This window comes from Pseudomonas sp. ITEM 17296 (assembly GCF_028895205.1).
Classification (GTDB): domain Bacteria; phylum Pseudomonadota; class Gammaproteobacteria; order Pseudomonadales; family Pseudomonadaceae; genus Aquipseudomonas; species Aquipseudomonas kermanshahensis.
In genome coordinates this window covers 78650-99724 of record NZ_WJRS01000020.1, presented here as the reverse complement: position 1 = coordinate 99724, position 21075 = coordinate 78650, and the positions used below count along the sequence as shown (strand labels likewise).

At 62.4% G+C, this 21075-nt stretch carries 16 protein-coding genes and 1 other RNA gene; 6 read left to right on the top strand and 11 right to left on the bottom strand.

Annotation, left to right across the window (positions count from 1 at the left end):
• Positions 1-100: 100 nt before the first annotated feature.
• Positions 101-868: a substrate-binding periplasmic protein gene (locus GIB19_RS20430; RefSeq protein WP_085272540.1), complete on the top strand. Its 768-nt coding sequence runs from the start codon at positions 101-103 to the stop codon at positions 866-868.
• Positions 869-929: 61 nt separating this feature from the next.
• On the opposite strand, the gene GIB19_RS20425 is transcribed toward GIB19_RS20430, so the two are convergent.
• From GIB19_RS20425 to GIB19_RS20415, 3 genes are all read right to left on the bottom strand, one after another.
• Positions 930-1829, bottom strand: coding sequence for an EamA family transporter (locus GIB19_RS20425; RefSeq protein WP_216642087.1), 900 nt, complete (start codon positions 1827-1829; stop codon positions 930-932).
• Positions 1830-1985: 156 nt separating this feature from the next.
• A complete protein-coding gene (locus GIB19_RS20420; RefSeq protein ID WP_099428693.1) occupies positions 1986-2258 on the bottom strand; it encodes a hypothetical protein in 273 nt (90 codons plus the stop codon).
• Between the two features lie 665 nt (positions 2259-2923).
• A complete protein-coding gene (locus tag GIB19_RS20415; protein ID WP_446731402.1) occupies positions 2924-3397 on the bottom strand; it encodes a DUF2938 domain-containing protein in 474 nt (157 codons plus the stop codon).
• Positions 3398-3490: 93 nt separating this feature from the next.
• On the opposite strand from GIB19_RS20415, the gene GIB19_RS20410 reads away from it, so the two are divergent.
• Complete coding sequence (locus tag GIB19_RS20410; RefSeq protein WP_099428691.1) at positions 3491-3934, top strand: helix-turn-helix domain-containing protein; 444 nt, start codon at positions 3491-3493, stop codon at positions 3932-3934.
• Here the strand turns inward: GIB19_RS20410 and GIB19_RS20405 are convergent.
• The 7 genes from GIB19_RS20405 to GIB19_RS20375 all read right to left on the bottom strand — a co-directional run bounded on the left by GIB19_RS20405 (position 3881) and on the right by GIB19_RS20375 (position 13900).
• Positions 3881-5071 (bottom strand): MFS transporter, encoded by a 1191-nt coding sequence (locus GIB19_RS20405; protein ID WP_274887816.1) that lies wholly within the window; start codon positions 5069-5071, stop codon positions 3881-3883. The two genes, GIB19_RS20410 and GIB19_RS20405, sit on opposite strands and share 54 nt — an antisense overlap.
• A gap of 94 nt (positions 5072-5165) precedes the next feature.
• On the bottom strand, positions 5166-5720 hold the full coding sequence (locus tag GIB19_RS20400) for a GNAT family N-acetyltransferase (RefSeq protein ID WP_274887815.1): 555 nt from the start codon (positions 5718-5720) through the stop codon (positions 5166-5168).
• 155 nt (positions 5721-5875) lie between these two features.
• Positions 5876-5972, bottom strand: an RNA gene (gene ffs / locus GIB19_RS20395) — signal recognition particle sRNA small type.
• Positions 5973-6093: 121 nt separating this feature from the next.
• Entirely contained in the window at positions 6094-8424 is a 2331-nt protein-coding gene (gene ligA, locus GIB19_RS20390; protein ID WP_085272535.1) for an NAD-dependent DNA ligase LigA, read from the bottom strand.
• 239 nt (positions 8425-8663) lie between these two features.
• Positions 8664-9545 (bottom strand): cell division protein ZipA, encoded by an 882-nt coding sequence (gene zipA / locus GIB19_RS20385; RefSeq protein ID WP_085272534.1) that lies wholly within the window; start codon positions 9543-9545, stop codon positions 8664-8666.
• A gap of 204 nt (positions 9546-9749) precedes the next feature.
• The gene (gene smc, locus GIB19_RS20380; RefSeq protein WP_099428688.1) at positions 9750-13238 is read right to left on the bottom strand and encodes a chromosome segregation protein SMC; all 3489 of its coding nucleotides are present in this window, start codon (positions 13236-13238) and stop codon (positions 9750-9752) included.
• A 2-nt stretch (positions 13239-13240) separates the two neighbouring features.
• Entirely contained in the window at positions 13241-13900 is a 660-nt protein-coding gene (locus tag GIB19_RS20375) for a GntR family transcriptional regulator (protein ID WP_027592947.1), read from the bottom strand.
• Between the two features lie 267 nt (positions 13901-14167).
• On the opposite strand from GIB19_RS20375, the gene xdhA reads away from it, so the two are divergent.
• From xdhA to guaD, 4 genes are all read left to right on the top strand, one after another.
• Positions 14168-15622: a xanthine dehydrogenase small subunit gene (gene xdhA, locus GIB19_RS20370; RefSeq protein WP_274887814.1), complete on the top strand. Its 1455-nt coding sequence runs from the start codon at positions 14168-14170 to the stop codon at positions 15620-15622.
• Entirely contained in the window at positions 15615-18014 is a 2400-nt protein-coding gene (xdhB, locus tag GIB19_RS20365; RefSeq protein WP_099428686.1) for a xanthine dehydrogenase molybdopterin binding subunit, read from the top strand. The genes xdhA and xdhB overlap by 8 nt, the downstream gene beginning before the upstream one ends.
• A gap of 120 nt (positions 18015-18134) precedes the next feature.
• A complete protein-coding gene (xdhC, locus tag GIB19_RS20360) occupies positions 18135-18980 on the top strand; it encodes a xanthine dehydrogenase accessory protein XdhC (protein ID WP_085272530.1) in 846 nt (281 codons plus the stop codon).
• Positions 18981-18990: 10 nt separating this feature from the next.
• Positions 18991-20295, top strand: a complete 1305-nt coding sequence (gene guaD, locus GIB19_RS20355; protein ID WP_274887813.1) for a guanine deaminase — start codon at positions 18991-18993, stop codon at positions 20293-20295.
• Here guaD and aqpZ read toward each other — a convergent pair.
• Positions 20292-20990 carry an aquaporin Z gene (gene aqpZ, locus GIB19_RS20350; protein ID WP_274887812.1) on the bottom strand — a complete coding sequence of 233 codons (699 nt, stop codon included), beginning with the start codon at positions 20988-20990 and terminating at the stop codon, positions 20292-20294. The genes guaD and aqpZ overlap by 4 nt on opposite strands.
• Positions 20991-21075 lie beyond the last annotated feature (85 nt).

Here is a 21075-nt window from a genome sequence, read left to right as displayed (position 1 = left end):
GAGCGGAAGATCGCTAATGCTAGCGGAGCGGGGCCGAAATTGCACCCTGCGCGACTGGTCTAAGCTATGAAACTGGCGCGCTATCCAGGGAGGATGTGCCTTGCGAAGACTGTTGCCCCTGCTATTGCTGTGGACCACCCACAGCCTGGCCGACCCACCCGTGCTGCGTTTTTCCGTCGCCGAGAGCTGGAGCATGCCGCTGATGCGTGTCGAAGGCGATCAACCGGTGGAAGGTTTGCTGTTCGACCTGATGCAGGCCATTGCCCGGGAAGTGGGTGTACGACCGGAGTATCACGTACTGGCACGCCTGCGCCTGCAGGAGGCCATGGAAAGCGGCGATATCGACGTGCGCTGCTATGTCAGCACCCAGTGGTTTCAGGATCGGCCGGGCAATTTTGTCTGGAGCATCCCCGTGATCCACCAGCGCGACGTATTGGTTGGCGGCGCTGATGCAAGCAACCCTACCCGCCCAGAGCAACTGGCGCCGCAAGCCATCGGCACTGTGCTGGGCTATGCCTACGGCACCCTGCAACCCTTGTTCGAGCAGGGCCGATTGCACCGCGAAGACAGCCGCAGCCAACTGCTGGCCCTGCAGAAGCTGCACGCGGGGCGGTATCTGCATGCGGTGAGCAACGAGTTGTCGTTGCAGTGGTTCAACCAGGGCTTGCCGGCGGGGCAACAGCTGCAAACGCTGGCAGTGCTGGAAGAGCAGGACTTGGGATGCATGGTGCGCACTGACCCTGGGGTACCGACGCAAGGGGTGCTCAGGGCACTGGTGCGCATGAAGCAGTCCGGGGAGATTGAGCGGATCAGCCAGCGGTATGGGGGTGCGGGGTATGCTGGGAATGCCGCAGCGCGGACGCCCTAAATAGAGACGTTTCGCACAATTTGGGGAGCAGGCGTGTGCTGCGAAGAGGGCGTGCACTGCGCTATTCCGTCAAGCCTCTGCCCCTCATGATCCGCTGCAGGTTGTGGGCGTTGACGAAGATCAAGATGCCCAGCAAGACGAAGCCAATCGCTATCGCTTTGGCAATGCTCATCTGCTCGCCAAAAAACAGGTAGGAAGCAACCAGCCCCGATACAGGCACGAGCAGCGAGAGCGGTGCGACCTGGGCAGCCGGGTATTTCTTCATCAAGTTGTTCCATACCAGGTAGCCCAGGATGGTTGTGATGTAGCTCTGGAACAGCACAGAGAACAAGGCTTCCCACGCTATACCACCGGCAAGCACTGCGAATGAGGCCCAGCCATTGGCTGCCACTGACAAAACGAATATCGCCGGGACCGAAAAAAGGCTCGACCAGATAATGAACGCGACCATGTCGGCCGGGCGTTTGAGCTTGACCACCAGGTTGCACAGCGACCAGGCCAGGGCAGCGATAAGTACGAGTAGAACACCGGTAACCGTCGACGACTCACCGCCTAATGCCAAGATCATTATCAGACCGCAGGCGGCTGAGGCCATGCCGCACAGATGGACTCCACTGACTCGCTCGCCCAGAAGGAGGCTGCTGAGGAGGATCGTGAAAAAGGCACTGAACTGCAGAAACACCGATGACATGCCGGGGGACAAGCCTTGGTACATTGCGAAATTGACAACCCACCACAAGCCGGCGCCGAACATCACACCGTATAGGGCCAGCACCCCATATGAAATGCCTGCCGGGCGCTTGACGAAGAACACCAGAGGCATAGCGCAGAACACGAAACGCAACAGCGTCAGAAGGTAAGGATCCAGGCTTCTCAAGCCTAGTTCGATGACAGAAAAGTTACAGCCCCATAGGACTGTCACCAGAACACCGGCGACCAAATCCCGCTTGCTCATTTTCATGCCTGCTCTCCCTTGTTGCGGCATGCATTACTGTAATGACATGGATTGCGCCTGGATGCAGGAGGCGTCCTACCGACACGTGGGGCTGCTCTGAGAAATTTCGCCTGCATTAAACATCGCTGTTTAAAGCAGCCCGCTGACTGTGGGCAGACCCCGCTACTTCTGGCCTTCGACAGCCAATGTCACGGCATCAGCCTGACCCCAGGCGATTTGCATGGCGCGCAGCCCATGCTCCAGTAGCTGTCGCGTTTCTTCCTCTTGGATGCGCTCAAGTGCTCGGCGGCTGTCGCTGTAGGCGAACATTAGGTAGTGGGAGACATTCATCAGCGCGAACTCTATTGGCACGACGCCTTCGCTGATGGCGCGGGAAAGGGATTTGCCGGGGGGAAGGTCGAAGGTATGGGGTGGGTCGGGGACGATTTTTTTCATGCAAGCTCCATGTGACCTGAGCTGCACCCTTTTGCTTCCACGCATTAGGGTGACAACTGTACGCGGGGTGGAAGACCAGGCACATGGAAAACCCGGCAGGTACGAGTACCTCCCGCGCACAGCTGCCATAACAGACAACTGCTCCAAGTCGTTCCCGGGCTTCCACACCCGATCGCTGAACCGACAGCGACCGCAAAAGCCTATTGGGTGGGGTTTCCAAGGACAATCAGACGGGAGTCGACGGGATGCGTAGGATATTTCTGCAAGCCTTACAAATGCAGCAGGAAACCGCCTAGATAGGTGTAGGAACCGTCCTGGTTTTAGAGCGCGCTGGGGCTGACAGGTGTCCGCCGGAAGCGCTATGGCGCCTTCGAGATCGAGCGCCGCCCGCGCGGCGCTTCGCAGCACAAGGCTGCTCCCACATCTGTTTCGGGCCAGTCACGCCTGTGCCAGCGCGCGCGACCGCCTTGTTTGTACGACACGATATTGAGGCGGGCGCCAAGGGGTCGCGCGCTAATACCCCAGGAATAATTGGCCCGAAACAAATGTGGGAGCAGCCTTGTGCTGCGAAGCGCCGCGCGGGCGGCGCTCGATCTCAACGAACACACAAGACCCACGCCATACGCCAGCCCTACCAATATCCAGGCCCCTACCCCTGGCAGCCTTCAATCAATCGCCACCAAAGCCGCACTCAAAAACAACCCAACCCCAAACACCGTATGGGTCACCAGACTCTTCAGGCAGTTACGCCCAGGTGTCGGCGTCCGCGAGGCAAAGAACCCCGCCCCCATCACCGGCTGCATGAAGCACAGCGGCGCCACCACCGTCGCCACACCCCAAACCAGCGCAGGCCAAAGCGTCGGGGCACTCAGCCAGCCCTCCCCGACCATCCCCACCAGCATCACGGCAAACAACACACCGATCACGTAGTGGATAACCCACCCCAAGGCCAGTTCGTTCGCAACCGGTCCGGCCTTGGCGATAGCGTCGTGGCGCACCCGCCCCTTCATCACATGGCCCGCCCAGCGCCCCACCATGGCGAAATTCAAGGTAGGGATACCCAAGCGCCGCAGCAACATCCCCCACAGGTCCATGATCACGGTGGCCCCAACCCCGATCAGCAAAGCGGCTTTTAGCATGGCAAGCGTCATCGATTCAGCCCTCTAAGATTGACGTTCAGCAACATGCCGCGCAGCATAGAAGTTGAAGTCAACTTCAAGTCAAGGCCTAGAATGGACATTGCCGATGTCGCCAAGCGCACAGGCGTACCCGCATCAACGCTGCGCTATTACGAAAAGAAAGGCTTGCTCAAGTCCCTCGCCGGCCGCGGCCAGCGGCGGCAGTTTGCTGCCGACGTGGCGGACCGGCTGGCACTGATTGCCCTAGGCCAGGCCGCAGGCTTTTCCCTGGATGAAGTGGGCGCGATGCTGGCGGACCTGCAGGTCGATCGGCAAATGCTGATAGCTAAAGCGGACGAAATCGATGCACGGGTCAAGCGCTTGCAAGCAATGAGCAAGGGGCTGCGGCATGCATCGCAGTGCCCGGAGGACGATCACCTGGCGTGTCCGAAATTTCAGCGCTTGATGAAGCTGTCAGCCGCCGGGGCGTTGGGGGAAAAGCACCTACACCAGGGCGGGCCTGGAAAAACGCGAAGCCAGCCACCTCGCCGTACTTAGCCCTACAACCAAAAGCGCAACGCCCTCAATGCTCAACATCATCGCACTGATGCCTAGCTGCGTGATCAATTGACTGGCTACGAAGGGGAACCCGAACACACCGATGAAATACGACAGGCTGAACAGCAGCAGTGCTTGCGCGGTAAGGCCCGCTGGCGCCTCATTGGCAGCCAGCCCGTTGATTACCGAGTAGTTCAAGCCATAACCCACGCCCAACAGCATGGCCATCGCCAGATAGCGTTCGGCGCTGTGCACCCATTGATCAAAGCCCACTACAGCAGTGGCCATGATCAAGGTTAAAACCCACGAAGTCGCCAGCGGCGGTTGCTTCACAACCCAGCCGGCCAGCAAGAGCCTGCAGGCGATCGCAGCGCCCATGAAGCCAATGAAGAAGATCGAGTAATCAAGCCCGAGGCGGTCGGCATAGCTGGTCTGGAAACTGCCCATCGTGCCGAAAATCGCCCCACCCAGCCCTACCATCAAAATCGACAAGCCCGAACGTGAACGCATCACCTTGAGCGCGGACACCAAACCGATCTGCACCTTCTCAGCCGATCGTTGCCCCAGCGAAGTCGAACCAAGCCAAGCAAAGTACAACCCCGCCAAACCTGCAGCACACGCCGCCACCCAAAAAGCGAGCTGGGTAGGCAGCGCCACGAAGGCCGCGAACTTACCCAGTAATGGCCCGGTACCTATGCCAGTCAACATGCTGCCGGAGAGCAATGCAAAACAGTGCGTGCGGCGTGATGGCTCGACCATTTGAGCAACCATGATCGGCCCTACCGTGTAGAAGAGCCCCCAACCAACCCCAAGCATCAAGCCACACGCCAACAACGCGCCGCCCAGGCCGGGCACCACGGCAAAACCCACTGACGCCACGACCAGGCAGAACGCCCCGACAGCGATAGCGCGAGCAGCGCCAACGCGCTGCAACAGATGCCCCGAGCCCACCACAGACAGCAGCGTACTGAGCATCGCGACTGCAAATACCCGCCCTGCATCGCTCGCAGTGCCGCCCAACGCCTGCACCAGCATAGAGAGCAGAAACGTCGTGCCATAGCTGATGGACAGTAGGAAACAGGCGATGCAGAACACGGTAAAGTGCTGAAACCGTGGCGGGGGTACAGACGACTTCATGTAAGCAGTCCTTGCTGAAAGGTACTGCTTTCTATCACGGCAAGGCACTGGCAAAGGCATGCATTTGCTGACGTTGAGATCGTCACTTCAGTACCTAAACGACCGCCACCCTTTGACGCCACTGATCGCGGCTCAACTCCCAGATCTCTTTGAGCACGGCGCCACAGACGAAATGCCCCGGCTCAGTCCCGACCAGGCGCATGCCTTCGTGCAGGGAAACACTGCGCGACCTGTCATTGCTCGCCGCCTTGGGCACCTGCATGACGCAACGCCCAAGCGTCTCGAACCAATAGTCGTTGATGACCACGCAAGCCTCGCGGATGTAGCCGTTTTTTTGCCATGCAGGTGCGAGCCAGAAGCCACGGTTGTTACCCGGCTGGTCATAGAGGCTGATGCTGCCGATAACCTGCGTTGGCGCGGTTTTCAGGCGGATCATCCAGTGCCATTCGCAGCCAGCGTTCATGGCAGGCAATGCGATGTCTCGCACGTATACGAGTGCGCCGTCTTCGGGATAGGGCCATGGCACGCGGCTGTCCAGGTAGCGGACAATGTCCCAGTGCGGGAACAGCTGCTGAATAGCGGGTGCGTCGCCAAGCTGCAACGGCGTGAGTATCAGGCGCGAGGTTTCGAGGGTAGGAAGGCTGTCCATGGCGCAGCGTCCGTTCTGGAGGCGGTATGGCCTTCTGGCATTCTCACAGAGCAGAGGTAGAAACGTCGAGACGTCATGCGCTTTCGCACATTGACTAAGAGGTAGTTTTGAACGAGAGATCCTTGAGAGCTCAAGGACTTAAAGAATGGAGGCAGCCCCACCAGCCACACCCCGGCACTCGATGTTCCCGCTATGGCTGCTCCCTTCCGGGCCTGACCAGGTTAACGGGTAATCAATGCGGGGGGACCGATGGGGCCACCACTGACGCAACTCGCTAAGCAGCGAGCCGCGCCATTGTACCGGTCTGAGGCGAAGTTACAACCTCTGAGGGGAGAAAAAGTCATCATTTCTCAATGACTTGTTTAAAGGTGGGTCAGATTGCGATGCCCTGCTCCGCCAGGAAGGCGATGAACGCGTCTTCGTCCAGCACCTTCACACCCAGCTCACTGGCCTTGGCCAGCTTGGAGCCCGCGCCAGGGCCGGCGACCACGCAGTGGGTCTTGCCGGAAACGGAACCTGCCACCTTGGCGCCTAGGCTTTCCAGTTTGTCTTTGGCAATGTCGCGGCTCATGCGCTCCAGGGTGCCGGTCAACACCCAGGTCTGCCCGGCCAAAGGCAGGCCTTCGGCGACTTTCTTCTCGCTGTTCCAGTGCATGCCGAACGCCAGCAACTGGGCTTCGATGTCCCGCGCCAGCTTCTGGTTCGCTTCGTCCTTGAAGAACTCGCGCACGGCCTCGGCCTGCTTGGCGGCCAGGGCCTGGCGCAGGTCGATACCGTCGGCGGCGATGATCTTTTCCAGGCTGTCGAGCTTGGCCACCAGCTTCTCAGCGCCGGTCGGGCCGACCGAGGCGATGTCGAGCTTGGCAATCATGCCGGCCAGGGTGGTGCTGGCGGCGAACTCAGCGGCCAAGTCGCCTTCGTCCTGCAACTGCATGCCGCAGGCGAGCAGTTGCTCGATGACTTTGCGGTTGTGCTCGTCTTCGAAGAAGTTGTGGATTTCGTATGCCACTTCAAGCCCGATGTCTGGCAGGTAGGTCAGCACCTGTGGCAGCGCCTGCTGCACCCGCGCCAAGCTGCCCAGCGAGCGCGCCAGGACCTTGGCGGTTTCCTCACCCACATCCGGAATGCCTAGGGCGTAGATGAAGCGCGCCAGGCTCGGGCGCTTGCTGGCTTCGATGGCATCCAGCAGCTTCTTGCTGGAAACTTCGGCAAACCCTTCCAGCCCGACGATCTGGTCGAACTGAAGCTTGTACAGGTCTGCTGGCGAGCCGATCAGCCCTTCATCCACCAACTGCTCGACGCTCTTTTCGCCCAGGCCGTCGATATCCATCGCGCGGCGCGAAACGTAGTGGATGATCGCCTGTTTGAGTTGGGCGCCACAGGCCAGGCGACCGACGCACCGGTACACCGCGCCTTCACTGGTGGTTTCCTTGCCTTTGCTGCGTTTGACCAGCTGCGTGCGCTCGACCTGCGAGCCACACACCGGGCATGCGCTCGGCACTTCAACCGGGCGGGCATCTTCGGGGCGGCGCTCGAGCACCACTTGCATGACTTGCGGGATCACGTCGCCAGCACGGCGGATGATCACCGTGTCGCCAATGCGCAGGCCCAGGCGGGCGATTTCGTCCATGTTGTGCAGGGTGGCGTTGGACACGGTCACGCCGGCCACTTTGACAGGCTTCAGGCGTGCCACAGGCGTCACCGCCCCGGTACGCCCCACCTGGAATTCCACATCCAGCACCTCGGTCAGCTCTTCCATGGCCGGGAACTTGTGGGCAATCGCCCAACGCGGCTCGCGGGCGCGGAAGCCCAGTTCACGCTGAGACGCCAAGCTGTTGACCTTGAACACCACGCCGTCGATCTCGTACGGCAGGCTGTTACGGCGCTCGCCGATGTCGCGGTAATACGCCAGGCACTCTTCGATGCCGGCGGCATGCCGTAGCTCACGGCTGATCGGCAGGCCCCAGGCCTTGAGTTGCTCAAGGATGCCAATGTGGCTGTCGCCGATGCTTGCGGACACCTGCCCTACGCCATAGCAGCAGAACTCCAGCGGGCGGCTGGCGGTGATTTTCGAATCCAATTGGCGCAGGCTGCCGGCGGCGGCGTTGCGCGGGTTGGCGAAGGTTTTGCCACCCGCTTCTGCCTGGGCGGCATTGAGCCGATCAAAACCGGCCTTGCTCATGTACACCTCGCCACGCACCTCCAGCACCGCGGGCCAACCTTCGCCCTGCAGCTTGAGCGGGATGTTGCGCACGGTGCGCACGTTGGCACTGATGTCTTCGCCGGTGGTGCCATCGCCACGGGTGGCGCCTTGCACCAATTGGCCATCGCGGTACAGCAGGCTTACCGCCAGGCCATCGAGTTTGGGTTCGCAGCTGTAGTCGACCGCACCCGGCTGATCGAGGCCATCGACCACACGGCGGCCGAATTCACGCAGGTCAGCTTCTTCGAAGGCGTTACCCAGGCTGAGCATGGGCACTTCGTGGCGCACCTGGCTGAATGCAGCCAGGGCCTGGCCGCCGACGCGCTGGGTTGGCGAGTCAGGCGTTACCAGGTGCGGGTGTTCGGCTTCCAGCGCCTTGAGCTCATTGAACAGGCGGTCGTATTCAGCATCGGGCACGCTGGGCTCATCGAGCACGTAGTAGCGGTAGTTATGCTGGTCGAGCTCGGCGCGCAGGGCGTGGATTCGGGATTCGGCGGTCATTCGTTTGTCTTCTCTTGCAAAGCAAAAGAGCAGCCTGAGGGACGTTGCCTGGGGCCCTGGATCCTTTATCCCTGGCCTGGCCCCTTCGCGGGTAAACCCGCTCCCACAGGTACGCCACTGGGTTCAAAAACAGTGGGGTACCTGTGGGAGCGGGTTTACCCGCGAAGGGGCCAGATCAGACAACCTAGGAGCCCGAACCGGCCAGCACGCCCCGCAGGCTGCTCTTTCGTCTGGATCTATCAGCGTTTCTGGGTCAGCGCGCGGCGCTCGAACTCGACGATGCGCTGGCGGTAGTGCTCGATGGTCTGGGCGGTCAGCACGCTGCGCTGGTCGTCCTTGAGTTCGCCATTGAGCTCATGGGCCAATTTGCGCGCCGCCGCGACCATCACGTCGAAGGCCTGCTTAGGGTGACGCGGGCCTGGCAGCCCCAGGAAGAAGCTCACCGCACGGGTGCTGAAGTGGTCGATGTCGTCCAGGTCGAAAATACCGGGCTTCACGGCGTTGGCCATGGAGAACAGCACTTCGCCGTGGCCGGCCATGCTCTCGTGGCGGTGGAAGATGTCCATCTCGCCAAAACGCAGGCCGCTCTCGAGAATGTTCTGCAGCAGTGCCGGGCCCTTGAAACCACCCTCGTCGCGGGAGATGACGCTGATCACCAGCACCTCTTCAGCGGGAGGCAGTTCCTTGACCGTGTTGTTGCTGGACGACGCACCGCTGTTGCGGTTGTTGTCGGCGGCAAAATCATCATCGGCATCGGCGAACAGATCAGGCTCGCGCGCCTCTGCGACCAGGTTCAGGTCACCTTGGGGCACTTCTGCGGCGCGCTTGCCACGCTTGCTGGCCTTGACTGGCTTGGGCTCGCGTTCGCGATCGCGCGACGACGCACTGAGCGAGGGCAGGTCGCTCTCGTCCAGTTCTGGCTCCTTGTGGTTATCCAATACCCGCGATGGGCCGAGCACTTCGGCGCCGCCCTCTTCGTCGGGGACATTGGAATAACTGCGGTCCAGACGGAATTTCAACTTGCCTTTCCCGCCGCGCATGCGGCGCCAGCCGTCGAAAAGAATACCGGCAATGACAATGATGCCGATGAGGATCAGCCACTCGCGCAGACCGATTTCCATGTAATCCCGTGCCTCTATAAAAATATGCTTGAAAACAAAGGGTTCAAAGCCCTTTAACACGTGGCGCCAACTCTATGTTCTGACAGGCGTTTTACCCACGCAAAAAACGAGTGACATTAAGCTAGCACGACCAAAGACAACTTTACACCGTCTGTCGCACATGGCGGGGCCATTTCGCTACAGAATGTGCCCTATCTTCGCGCATCAGGCGTCGACCATGGCCATCGCCTCCTCCACATCCACTGCAACGAGGCGTGAGCAGCCCGGCTCATGCATCGTCACCCCCATCAATTGATCCGCCATCTCCATGGCAATCTTGTTATGGGTGATGTAGATGAACTGCACGCTTTCACTCATTTCCTTCACCAGCCGGGCGTAACGCCCGACGTTGGCATCGTCCAGCGGCGCATCGACTTCGTCGAGCATGCAGAACGGTGCGGGGTTCAACTTGAAAATGGCGAACACCAGCGCCAGGGCGGTCAGTGCCTTCTCGCCACCGGACAGCAGATGGATGGTGCTGTTCTTCTTGCCCGGGGGTCGCGCCATGATCGTTACCCCTGTATCGAGTAGATCTTCGCCTGTCAGTTCCAGATAAGCGCTGCCACCACCGAAAACTTTTGGAAAAAGTGCCTGTAATCCGGCATTTATCTGATCAAAGGTATCTTTGAAGCGGTTGCGCGTTTCCTTGTCGATCTTGCGGATGACGTTTTCCAGCGTCTCCAGTGCTTCGACCAAGTCGGCGTTCTGGGCGTCCAGGTAGCGCTTGCGCTCGGACTGCTGCTCGTACTCTTCGATGGCCGCCAGGTTGATCGCGCCCAGGCGCTGGATACGCGCCTCGGTCTGCTCCAGCGCCTGTTCGGTGCTCTGTTCGGTGGCGTCGGCTTCAAGGGTGGCAAGCACGCCTTGCAGGTCGTAGCCGTCGGCCAGCAGTTGTTCCTGCAGGGTCTTGCGCCGCACATCCAGGCCCTGGCATTCCAGGCGTAGCTGCTCCAGCTGGCCACGCAGCAGTTGGGCTTGCTGCTCGGCTTGGGTGCGGCGTTTTTCCGCGTCGCGCAGGGCGCGGTCGGCTTCGTCCATGTGCAGGCGCGCCTGGCGCATTTCTTCGTCGACGCTCATGCGCCGCTCCAGCAGCTCTTCGAGCTTGAGGCGCAGCTCTTCGAGGGGCGCTGCGCCCTCCTCCAGGTTCAGGCTCAGTTGCTCCTGGCGCTCGGTCAGGCGTGCTGCCTGCTGCTCCAGGCGCTCCAGGGCCTGATGGGTGGAGTCGTGCTGGGCACGCAGCGAGCCTAGGCGCACGGCCAACTGGTGGGCGTGGTCCTTGTGCTGGCGGGCCTCCTGACGGATGCGGTCAAGGCCTTCGCGCAGGGTATCGCGGCGAGCCATCAACTGTTCGCGCTGCTCGGTGTCCTGGGCCATCAGGTCCAAGGCTTCTTGCAGCACCAACCGCGCCTCACCCAGTTGCTCGTGCTCCAGGGCGCGCTGTTCTTGCAGCTCGGTCAGCTCTTCGTGCAGGCGGCGGCGACGCAATTCGACTTGCTCGGCACGGGCCCGGCTGGCCGACAGGCTGGCCTTGAGCTCGCCGTGCTGGCGGCTTTCTTCCTGGGTGCGGCGGCGCAGTTGCTCGCGCTGTTCTTCCAGGCCCAATTGCTGCTCGCGCACATCTTGAAGCTGTTGCTCAAGGTGCTCCAGGGCGGCTTCCTGCTCCAGCTGTTGCTGGCCCAGGCGCTCGATTTCCTGGCCACGGGCCAACACCCCACCTTCGGCCTCGCCGCCTCGGCTGACCCGCAAAAAATGCCGGCCAACCCAATAACCATCGCGGCTAACCAGGCTTTGCCCTTCAGCCAGGGTCGCACGCAGTGCCAGCGCTTGGGCCAGGTCATCGACCGGTTTGACCTGCCCCAGCCAGGGGGTCAGGTCAGTACGCCCTTCGACTTTGTCCAGCAGGCTGCCCGCCAGCCGCGCACCCTCGCCGCTTGCCAGCAGCAAGCGCAACTCGCCTTGCTCCAGGTCGGCAAAAGCCAGGTTGTTGAAATCATCAACCAGCACGGCCTGCAGATCGGCGCCAAGCACCGTCTCCACGGCCAGCTCCCAGCCCGGCTCGACCCGCAGCCCTTCGGCCAGGCGCGGGCGCTGTGCCAGGCCCTGCTCGCGCAACCAGTCTGCGGCACCCACGCCAGGTTCTAGCGCGGCCTGCTGCAAGGCCTCCAGCGATGCCAACCGCCCGCCCAGGCGCTGCAGGTCACCCTGCGCCTGTTGTTGCGCCTGGGTGGCATGCTGCAATTGCTCGCGCGTGCCTTCGAGTTGCTCGACCACTTGCTCTTCGGACAGTTGCAACGTTTCGAGCAGCATCTCGCTGCTGGCCAACTGCTCGGACAACTCGACCAGGGCCGCGTCCTGCGGCTCGGCACCTAACAGGTCGCGTTCTTCACCCAGCTTGCGCTGGCGCTCCGACAAGCGTTCCAGGCTGGCTTCAAGCTGCTGCAGGCGGGACTGTTGCACTTCAGCCTGACGGCGGGGCTCGGCGGAGCGGGTGTTGAAGGTGTCCCATTGTTCTTGCCAGCCGTGCATGCCCAGCTCGGCTTCTTCGAGGGTGGCAGCGGCTTCTTCGGCGGCCGCCAGGGTCATTTCCTGTTCGGGCTCGAGCATGGCCAGCTCTTCGCCGAGGGTGGCCAGCAAAGTGCGGTCATGGCCCAGGTGGGACTCGGTCTCCAAGCGCGTGCGCTCAGCTTCCTTGAAGTCGTCCTGCAACTGGCGAAGGCGCTGCTGGCCGTGCTGGATGCTCTGCTCGACCCGGGCAATATCGCCCGCTACTGAATAGAAGCGGCCCTGCACCTGGTTGAAGCGCTCGGACAATTCGTGGTGGCCATCGCGCAGGCGCTCGATACTCGCGTCGGCGTTGCGCTGCTCGGCCACCAAGGCCTCGTGGGACACGTCCTGATCACCGATCACCGCCTCGCGCTGGCGTACGCGTTCGTCCAGGTCGCGCCAGCGCAGGGCCGACAAGCGGGCTTTCAGCTGGCGTTCCTGGGCCTTGTACTCACGGTACTTTTCGGCTGCCTGGGCCTGACGGTGCAGGCGCTCGAGCTGGCGTTCGAGCTCGTCACGCAAGTCGGTCAAGCGCGCCAGGTTTTCCTGAGTGCGGCGGATGCGGTTCTCGGTCTCGCGGCGGCGCTCCTTGTACTTGGAGATGCCCGCCGCTTCTTCAATGAAGTTGCGCAGCTCTTCGGGCTTGGCTTCGATCAGCTTGGAGATCATGCCCTGCTCGATGATCGAGTAGCTGCGCGGCCCAAGGCCGGTGCCAAGGAAAATATCGGTGATGTCCCGGCGACGGCATTTTGCGCCGTTGAGGTAATAGCTGTTCTGCGCGTCGCGGGTCACCTTGCGGCGGATGGAAATTTCAGCGTAAGCCGCGTACTCCCCGACCAAGGTGTTGTCGCTGTTGTCGAACACCAGCTCGATACTGGCCTGGCTGACCGGTTTGCGGCTGGTAGAGCCGTTGAAGATGACGTCGGTCATCGACTCGCCACGCAGGTTCTTCGCCGAACTCTCGCCCATCACCCAGCGCACCGCGTCGATGATGTTGGATTTGCCGCAACCGTTGGGGCCTACCACGGCCGCCATGTTGCTGGGGAAGTTGACCGTGGTGGGGTCGACGAACGACTTGAACCCGGCCAGGCGAATGCACTTGAGGCGCATCGTCAGGCCCGGGCCAACGCCGCCAGCACCAGCTCACAGCTGCGCTGGCAATAGGCGGTGAGCACCTCGCGAATGCGCGGCAGGTCGCGGGCGACCACGGCCTCGAGCAGGCGCGCGAACAGCTCCAGGTAGTCGTCCGTGCTGGCCTGGCGTTGGTCCAGGGCCAGGTAGTAGGCGCGGCTCATGGCCGGCTGCAGGTTTTCGACGGTTTCCTGCAGGTACGGGTTGTCGGCGAACGGGTAGGCAGCCCGCATGACGGCGAAGCTTTCGGCGACGAAGGCCTTGATGTCTTGCTGGTCGCGGGCATGCTGCAAGCGCTGCTGGATCTCCAGAAACGGGCGCAAGTCGGCCTCCAGGCGCCATTTTTGTGCAACGGCGTTGCCCAGCAGGATGTAGAACTCACCCATCAAGTTGCACAGGCTGCGCACACTGCGCTCGTCCAACTTGGTCACATGCGCACCGCGACGCGGCAAGATCGCTACCAGATGCCGACGCTCGAGGATCAACAGCGCTTCACGCACCGAGCCGCGGCTGACATTAAGCGCCTGGGTAACCTTCTGCTCCTGAATGCGCTCGCCCGGCGCCAGCTCGCCGCGAATAATGCGTTCGGCCAGGTAATCGGCAATCTGCTCGGAGAGGCTGTCCGGGGCCTTGAACGTCATGGTTTTCCTTCAAAATCATTGAACTGGGCACAAGGGGCGGATTGTAGCGTACTTGCCCCGCACTCGCGCAGAGGGGCCTTGCGCTTTATTTGGCCTGCCAGGCAGCTGCCTGCACGGCGCGATCTATGCTTGTGATATGGGCAATGTGTTCGGCCGGGTGTAGACATACGCATTTTCCTGACCTTTGAGTCAGAAAAATATTGACCAGTTCGTCAGGTCTGCTTATTGTCCGCCCAACAACAATAAAACCATTGCGAGGCCATCCCCGTGATCCAGTTTCTCGTCAACCAGGAGCTGCGTAATGAGCACGCCCTGGACCCGAACATGACGGTGCTGCAATACCTGCGCGAGCACCTGGGCAAACCCGGCACCAAGGAAGGCTGCGCCAGCGGTGACTGCGGTGCGTGCACCGTGGTGGTCGGTGAATTGACCCAGGACGACCAAGGCCAGGATACCCTGCGCTACCGTAGCCTCAACGCGTGCCTGACGTTCGTTTCGTCACTGCACGGCAAGCAGTTGATCAGCGTCGAAGGCCTCAAGCACCAGGGTGAACTGCACAGCGTGCAAAAAGCCATGGCCGACTGCCATGGCTCGCAATGCGGCTTCTGCACCCCAGGCTTTGTCATGTCGCTGTTCGCCCTGCAGAAAAACAGCCAAGGCGCCGACGTGCATCAGGCCCAGGAAGCCTTGGCCGGCAACCTGTGCCGCTGCACCGGCTACCGGCCGATCCTCGATGCCGCCGAGCAAAGCTGCCGCCAGCCTTGCCGCGATCAGTTCGACGCCCAGCAAGCCCAAACCATCAGCCGCCTCAAGGCCATTGCGCCAACCCAGACCGGCGAGCTCAACAGCGGCGACAAACGCTGCCTGGTGCCGCTGACCGTGGCCGACCTGGCCGACCTGTACAGCTCGCACCCCGAAGCACGTCTGCTGGCCGGTGGTACCGACCTGGCGCTGGAAGTGACCCAGTTCCACAAGACCCTGCCGGTGATGATCTATGTCGGCCATGTGGCCGAGCTCAAACGCATCGACAAAACCGCCAGCCACCTGGAAATCGGCGCAGCCACCCCGCTCACTGACTGCTACGAGGCGCTCAACGCCGAGTACCCTGATTTCGGCGACCTGCTGCACCGCTTCGCCTCGCTGCAGATCCGCAACCAGGGCACCCTGGGCGGCAATATCGGCAACGCGTCGCCGATTGGTGACTCGCCGCCCCTGCTGATCGCCCTGGATGCCCAGGTGGTGCTGCGCCAAGGCGAACGTCAGCGCACCCTGGCGCTGGAGGATTACTTCATCGACTACCGCATCACCGCGCGCCAGGACAGCGAGTTCATCGAGAAGATCATCGTGCCGCGCGCCAGTGAGGATTGGGCCTTCCGCGCCTATAAAGTGTCCAAGCGCCTGGATGACGACATCTCTGCCGTGTGCGCAGCGTTCAACCTGAGCATCGAGAACGGCGTGGTCAGCGGCGTGCGTATCGCCTTCGGTGGCATGGCCGCGACCCCCAAACGCGCCCGCGCCTGCGAAGCAGCCCTGCGCGGCAAGCCTTGGAACCAGACCAGCATCGAGCGCGCCTGCCAGGCCCTGGCCGAAGACTTCACCCCGCTCAGCGACTTCCGCGCCAGCAAGGAATACCGCCTGCTGACCGCGCAGAACCTGCTGCGCAAGTACTTCATCGAACAGCAAACGCCGCACATCGAAACCCGGGTGACCGCTTATGTCTAACCATCACGTAGCCAAGAGCCAGGCCGAGATGGCCGAACTGTTCAGCCAGGACCTGACCACCGGGGTCGGCCGCAGCGTCAAGCACGACAGCGCCGACAAGCACGTGGCCGGCGAAGCGGTGTACATCGATGACCGCCTCGAATTCCCCAACCAGTTGCACGTCTATGCGCGCACCGCCGACCGTGCCCATGCGCGCATCCTGCGCATCGACACCACGCCGTGCTATGCCTTCGAAGGCGTGCGCATCGCCATCACCCACGAAGACATCCCGGGCCTCAAGGACATCGGCCCAGTCGTAGCCGGTGACCCGCTGCTGGCCATCGACAAGGTCGAGTTCTTTGGTCAACCGGTGCTCGCCGTGGCCGCCCGTGACCTGGAAACCGCCCGCCGCGCCGCCATGGCGGCCATCGTCGAGTACGAAGACCTGGAGCCGGTACTGGATGTGGTCGAAGCGTTGCGCAAGAAGCACTTCGTGCTCGACAGCCACACCCACCAACGCGGCGACTCGGCCGCGGCCTTGGCCAGTGCTCCGCACCGCCTGCAAGGTACCTTGCACATCGGTGGCCAGGAGCACTTCTACCTGGAGACGCAGATTTCTTCGGTGATGCCCACCGAGGACGGCGGCATGATCGTCTACTGCTCCACGCAAAACCCCACCGAGGTGCAGAAGCTGGTGGCCGAGGTGCTGGACGTGCCGATGAACAAGGTCGTCCTCGACATGCGCCGCATGGGTGGTGGTTTCGGCGGCAAGGAAACCCAGGCCGCCAGCCCGGCCTGCCTGTGCGCGGTCATTGCGCGCCTGACCGGCCAGCCGACCAAGATGCGCCTGCCGCGCGTCGAAGACATGACCATGACCGGCAAGCGTCACCCGTTCTATGTCGAGTACGACGTCGGCTTCGATGACAACGGCCGCCTGCACGGCATCAACTTCGACCTGGCCGGCAACTGCGGCTACTCGCCCGACCTGTCCGGCTCGATCGTCGACCGCGCCATGTTCCACTCCGACAACGCCTATTACCTGGGCGATGCCACCGTGCATGGCCACCGCTGCAAGACCAACACCGCCTCCAACACCGCCTACCGCGGCTTCGGCGGCCCACAGGGCATGGTCGCCATCGAACAGGTGATGGACCACATCGCCCGCCACCTGGGCCGTGACCCGCTGGCCGTGCGCAAAGCCAACTATTACGGCAAGACCGAGCGCAACGTCACCCACTACTACCAGACCGTCGAGCACAACATGCTCGACGAGATGACCGCCGACCTGGAAGCCAGCAGCGATTACGCCGAACGCCGTGAGTCGATCCGCCGGTTCAATGCCAACAGCCCGATCCTCAAGAAGGGCCTGGCGCTGACCCCGGTCAAGTTCGGCATTTCGTTCACCGCCACCTTCCTCAACCAGGCGGGGGCGCTGATCCACATCTACACCGACGGCAGCATCCACCTGAACCACGGCGGCACCGAGATGGGCCAGGGCCTGAATACCAAAGTCGCCCAGGTGGTCGCGCAGATCTTCCAGGTCGATTTCGACCGTATCCAGATCACCGCCACCAACACCGACAAGGTGCCCAACACCTCGCCTACCGCGGCCTCCAGCGGCGCCGACCTGAACGGCAAGGCAGCGCAAAACGCCGCCGAGATCCTCAAGAAGCGCCTGACCGAATTCGCCGCGCGGCACTATCAGGTGACCGAGGAGGACGTCGAGTTCCGCAATGGCCATGTGCGCGTGCGCGACCAGATCGTCAGCTTCGAGCAACTGGTGCAGCAGGCGTACTTCGCCCAGGTGTCGCTGTCGAGCACCGGCTTCTACCGCACGCCGAAAATCTTCTACGACCGCAGCCAGGCCCGCGGCCGGCCGTTCTACTACTTCGCCTTTGGCGCGGCCTGCGTGGAAGTGATCGTCGACACCCTGACCGGCGAGTACAAGATGCTGCGCGCCGACATCCTGCATGACGTGGGCGACTCGCTGAACCCGGCCATCGACATCGGCCAGGTCGAAGGCGGCTTCATCCAGGGCATGGGGTGGCTGACCACCGAGGAACTGGTGTGGAATGCCAAGGGCAAACTGATGACCAACGGCCCGGCCAGCTACAAGATCCCGGCAGTAGCCGACATGCCGCTGGACATGCGCGTGAAGCTGGTGGAAAACCGCAAGAACCCGGAGGACACGGTGTTCCATTCCAAGGCCGTGGGCGAGCCGCCGTTCATGCTCGGCATCGCCGCCTGGTGTGCGATCAAGGACGCCGTGGCGAGCTTGGCCGACTACCGCGTGCAGCCGAACATCGACGCACCGGCGACCCCGGAGCGCGTGTTGTGGGGCTGTGAGCAGATGCGCAAGGAAGTGGCTCAGCAACAATCTGCCGAACAAGAACTGGAAACCGTGACTCACTGACATCGCGTAACCCTGTGGGAGCGGGCTTGCCCCGCGAATACGAGGGTGTGGCCACTGCCGCATTCGCGGGGCAAGCCCGCTCCCACAAGGACAATGTCAGCCTTCAAGAGAGGTTGAATCATGCACCAATGGATCAACGCCCTCGCCGACCACCAGTCCCGTGGCGAACCCTGCGTACTGGTCACCATCATCGAGGAACGCGGCTCTACCCCGCGCAACGCCGGCTCGAAAATGGTCGTCAGTGCCACCGCGCTGTTCGACACCATCGGCGGCGGCCACCTGGAATACAAGGCCCTGCACATCGCCCGGCAGATGCTCGAAGCACAACGCACCACCCCGCACCTGGAGCGCTTCAGCCTCGGTGCCAGCCTCGGCCAGTGCTGCGGCGGCGTCACCGTGCTGCTGTTCGAACCGATGGCCGCAGTGCAGGCGCAGATCGCGGTGTTCGGTGCGGGCCATGTCGGCCGCGCTCTGGTACCCTTGCTCGCCGCGCTGCCCTGCCGGGTGCGCTGGATCGATTCGCGCGAACAGGAATTCCCCGAGCTCATCCCCCCTGGGGTGACCAAGGTGGTCAACGAGGAGCCGGTCGATGAAGTGGCCGAGCTGCCAGCCGGTTGCTATTGCATCGTCATGACCCATAACCACCAGCTCGACCTGGAACTGACCGCCGCCATTCTCAAGCGCAACGATTTCACCTGGTTCGGCCTGATCGGCTCGAAGACCAAACGGGCCAAGTTCGAGCACCGCCTGCGCGAGCGCGGCTACGACGCTGCCGTCATGGCCCGCATGCGCTGCCCGATGGGCATTGCAGAGGTCAAGGGCAAGCTGCCGATCGAGATCGCCGTGTCCATCGCCGCGGAAATCATTGCCACCTACAACGCCTGCTTCGGCCAGCATGACGCTGCCGCCAACGCCGGCCCCATTGCCCAGTTGCTGCCGCCTTCCCGGCGCAGCCAAGCCATTTGACGAGCGCTTTATGACCGCAACCCGCAAAGCCTACCGTGCCGCCATCCTGCACAGCATCGCCGACCCGGCCGAGGTCGGCCTGGAGGCCTCCCATGAATACTACGAAGACGGCCTGCTGGTGGTCGCCGATGGCCGCATCAGCGCCATCGGCCACGCCAGCGAGCTGCTGCCGACCCTGGATGCCGGTATCGACGTGGTGCATTACCAGGATGCCCTGATCACCCCGGGCTTCATTGATACCCATATTCACTTCCCACAGACCGGCATGATCGGCTCCTACGGCGAACAGCTGCTGGACTGGCTCAACACCTACACCTTCCCGTGCGAGAAACAGTTCGCCGACAAAGGCCACGCCGACCAGGTCGCGAAAATCTTCCTCAAGGAACTGCTGCGCAACGGCACCACCACAGCCCTGGTATTCGGCAGCGTGCACCCGGAGTCAGTCAACGCCCTGTTCGAAGAAGCCGAACGCCTCGACCTGCGGATGATCGCCGGCAAGGTGATGATGGACCGCAATGCCCCTGCTTACCTGACCGACACGGCCGAGTCTGGTTACACCGAAAGCAAGGCACTGATCGAGCGCTGGCACGGCAAGGGCCGCCTGCACTATGCGGTCACCCCGCGCTTCGCACCGACCAGCACCCCAGCGCAACTGACCCTGGCCGGCCAACTGCTCAAGGAGCACCCGGGCGTGTACCTGCACACGCACCTGTCGGAGAACCTCAAGGAAATCGACTGGGTCAAGTCGCTGTTCCCCGAGCAGAAAGGCTACCTGGACGTCTATGACCACTTCGAGCTGCTGGGTGAGCGCTCGGTGTTCGCCCACGGCGTGCACCTGTGCGACGACGAGTGCCAGCGCCTGGCCGAAACCGGCTCGGCCGTGGCCTTCTGCCCGACCTCCAACCTGTTCCTGGGCAGCGGTTTGTTCAATCTGCCGCAGGCCGAGCGCTTCAAGGTCAACGTTGGCCTGGGCACCGACGTGGGCGCCGGCACCAGCTTCTCGCTGCTCAACACGCTGAACGAGGCGTACAAGGTCATGCAACTGCAGGGCGCACGCCTGCACCCCTACAAGTCGCTGTACCTGGCCACCCTTGGCGGCGCCCGCGCACTGCGCTTGGACGACCGCATCGGCAGCCTGCGCGCCGGCAACGATGCCGACTTCGTGGTGCTCGACTACAAGGCCACGCCGCTGTTGGACTACCGTATTCAGCAGTCCAACAGCATCGAAGAGACCTTGTTCGTGCTCACCACCCTGGGCGATGACCGCACTGTGCGCGAAACCTACGCCGCTGGGCGTTGCGTGCACCAGCGCTAAGGCTCTTTCGCCAGGCCCCGGTACAACGCGCCGCCGATCGCTGCCCCGATCAGCGGCGCCAGCCAGAACAGCCACAGCTGCTGCAGGGCCCAACCACCGACGAACAGTGCCGGCCCCGTGCTACGCGCGGGGTTGACCGAGGTATTGGTCACCGGGATCGAGATCAGGTGGATCAGGGTCAAGGCCAGGCCGATGGCGATCGGCGCAAAGCCTGCCGGGGCGCGGGCATCAGTGGCCCCCATGATCACCACCAGGAACATCGCCGTCATCACCACCTCACTGACAAACCCCGCCCCCAGCGAATAGCCGCCGGGCGAATGATCGGCGTAGCCGTTCGACGCCAACCCTGACGACAGCTCGAAACCGGCCTTGCCGCTGGCGATAAAATAGATCACCGCTGCCGCAAGGATGGCGCCGATCACCTGGGCGATGACGTAGGGCAGCAGTTCTTTGGCGGGGAAGCGCCCGCCCACCACCAGCCCGAGCGACACGGCGGGGTTGAGATGACAGCCAGAGATGTGACCGATGGCGAACGCCATGGTCAGGACAGTGAGGCCAAACGCGAAGGCGACACCGAGAACGCCGATGCCAAGCGGGGAACTGGCTGCGATTACCGCACTGCCGCAGCCACCGAGGACCAGCCAGAAGGTGCCGATCAGTTCGGCCCCCATGCGTGTACCGAGGGACATGCTCATGAATCCTTTCCTCAAGAAGTTGAACGCAACGAATGCGCAAGCCCAACTGCTTGATGAAGGTTTGCTCACAAGAATTTAGCAGACG

What these genes read in the sequence shown, in the direction of transcription:
- xdhB (WP_099428686.1), top strand. Translation starts at nt 15,615, where the DNA reads ATGTCTAACCATCACGTAGCCAAGAGCCAGGCCGAGATGGCCGAACTG.
- zipA (WP_085272534.1), bottom strand. Translation starts at nt 9,545, where the DNA reads ATGGAAATCGGTCTGCGCGAGTGGCTGATCCTCATCGGCATCATTGTC.
- GIB19_RS20410 (WP_099428691.1), top strand. Translation starts at nt 3,491, where the DNA reads ATGGACATTGCCGATGTCGCCAAGCGCACAGGCGTACCCGCATCAACG.
- GIB19_RS20420 (WP_099428693.1), bottom strand. Translation starts at nt 2,258, where the DNA reads ATGAAAAAAATCGTCCCCGACCCACCCCATACCTTCGACCTTCCCCCC.
- aqpZ (WP_274887812.1), bottom strand. Translation starts at nt 20,990, where the DNA reads ATGAGCATGTCCCTCGGTACACGCATGGGGGCCGAACTGATCGGCACC.
- xdhC (WP_085272530.1), top strand. Translation starts at nt 18,135, where the DNA reads ATGCACCAATGGATCAACGCCCTCGCCGACCACCAGTCCCGTGGCGAA.
- GIB19_RS20415 (WP_446731402.1), bottom strand. Translation starts at nt 3,397, where the DNA reads ATGCTAAAAGCCGCTTTGCTGATCGGGGTTGGGGCCACCGTGATCATG.
- GIB19_RS20425 (WP_216642087.1), bottom strand. Translation starts at nt 1,829, where the DNA reads ATGAAAATGAGCAAGCGGGATTTGGTCGCCGGTGTTCTGGTGACAGTC.
- guaD (WP_274887813.1), top strand. Translation starts at nt 18,991, where the DNA reads ATGACCGCAACCCGCAAAGCCTACCGTGCCGCCATCCTGCACAGCATC.
- GIB19_RS20375 (WP_027592947.1), bottom strand. Translation starts at nt 13,900, where the DNA reads ATGACGTTCAAGGCCCCGGACAGCCTCTCCGAGCAGATTGCCGATTAC.
- GIB19_RS20405 (WP_274887816.1), bottom strand. Translation starts at nt 5,071, where the DNA reads ATGAAGTCGTCTGTACCCCCGCCACGGTTTCAGCACTTTACCGTGTTC.
- smc (WP_099428688.1), bottom strand. Translation starts at nt 13,238, where the DNA reads ATGCGCCTCAAGTGCATTCGCCTGGCCGGGTTCAAGTCGTTCGTCGAC.
- GIB19_RS20400 (WP_274887815.1), bottom strand. Translation starts at nt 5,720, where the DNA reads ATGGACAGCCTTCCTACCCTCGAAACCTCGCGCCTGATACTCACGCCG.
- ligA (WP_085272535.1), bottom strand. Translation starts at nt 8,424, where the DNA reads ATGACCGCCGAATCCCGAATCCACGCCCTGCGCGCCGAGCTCGACCAG.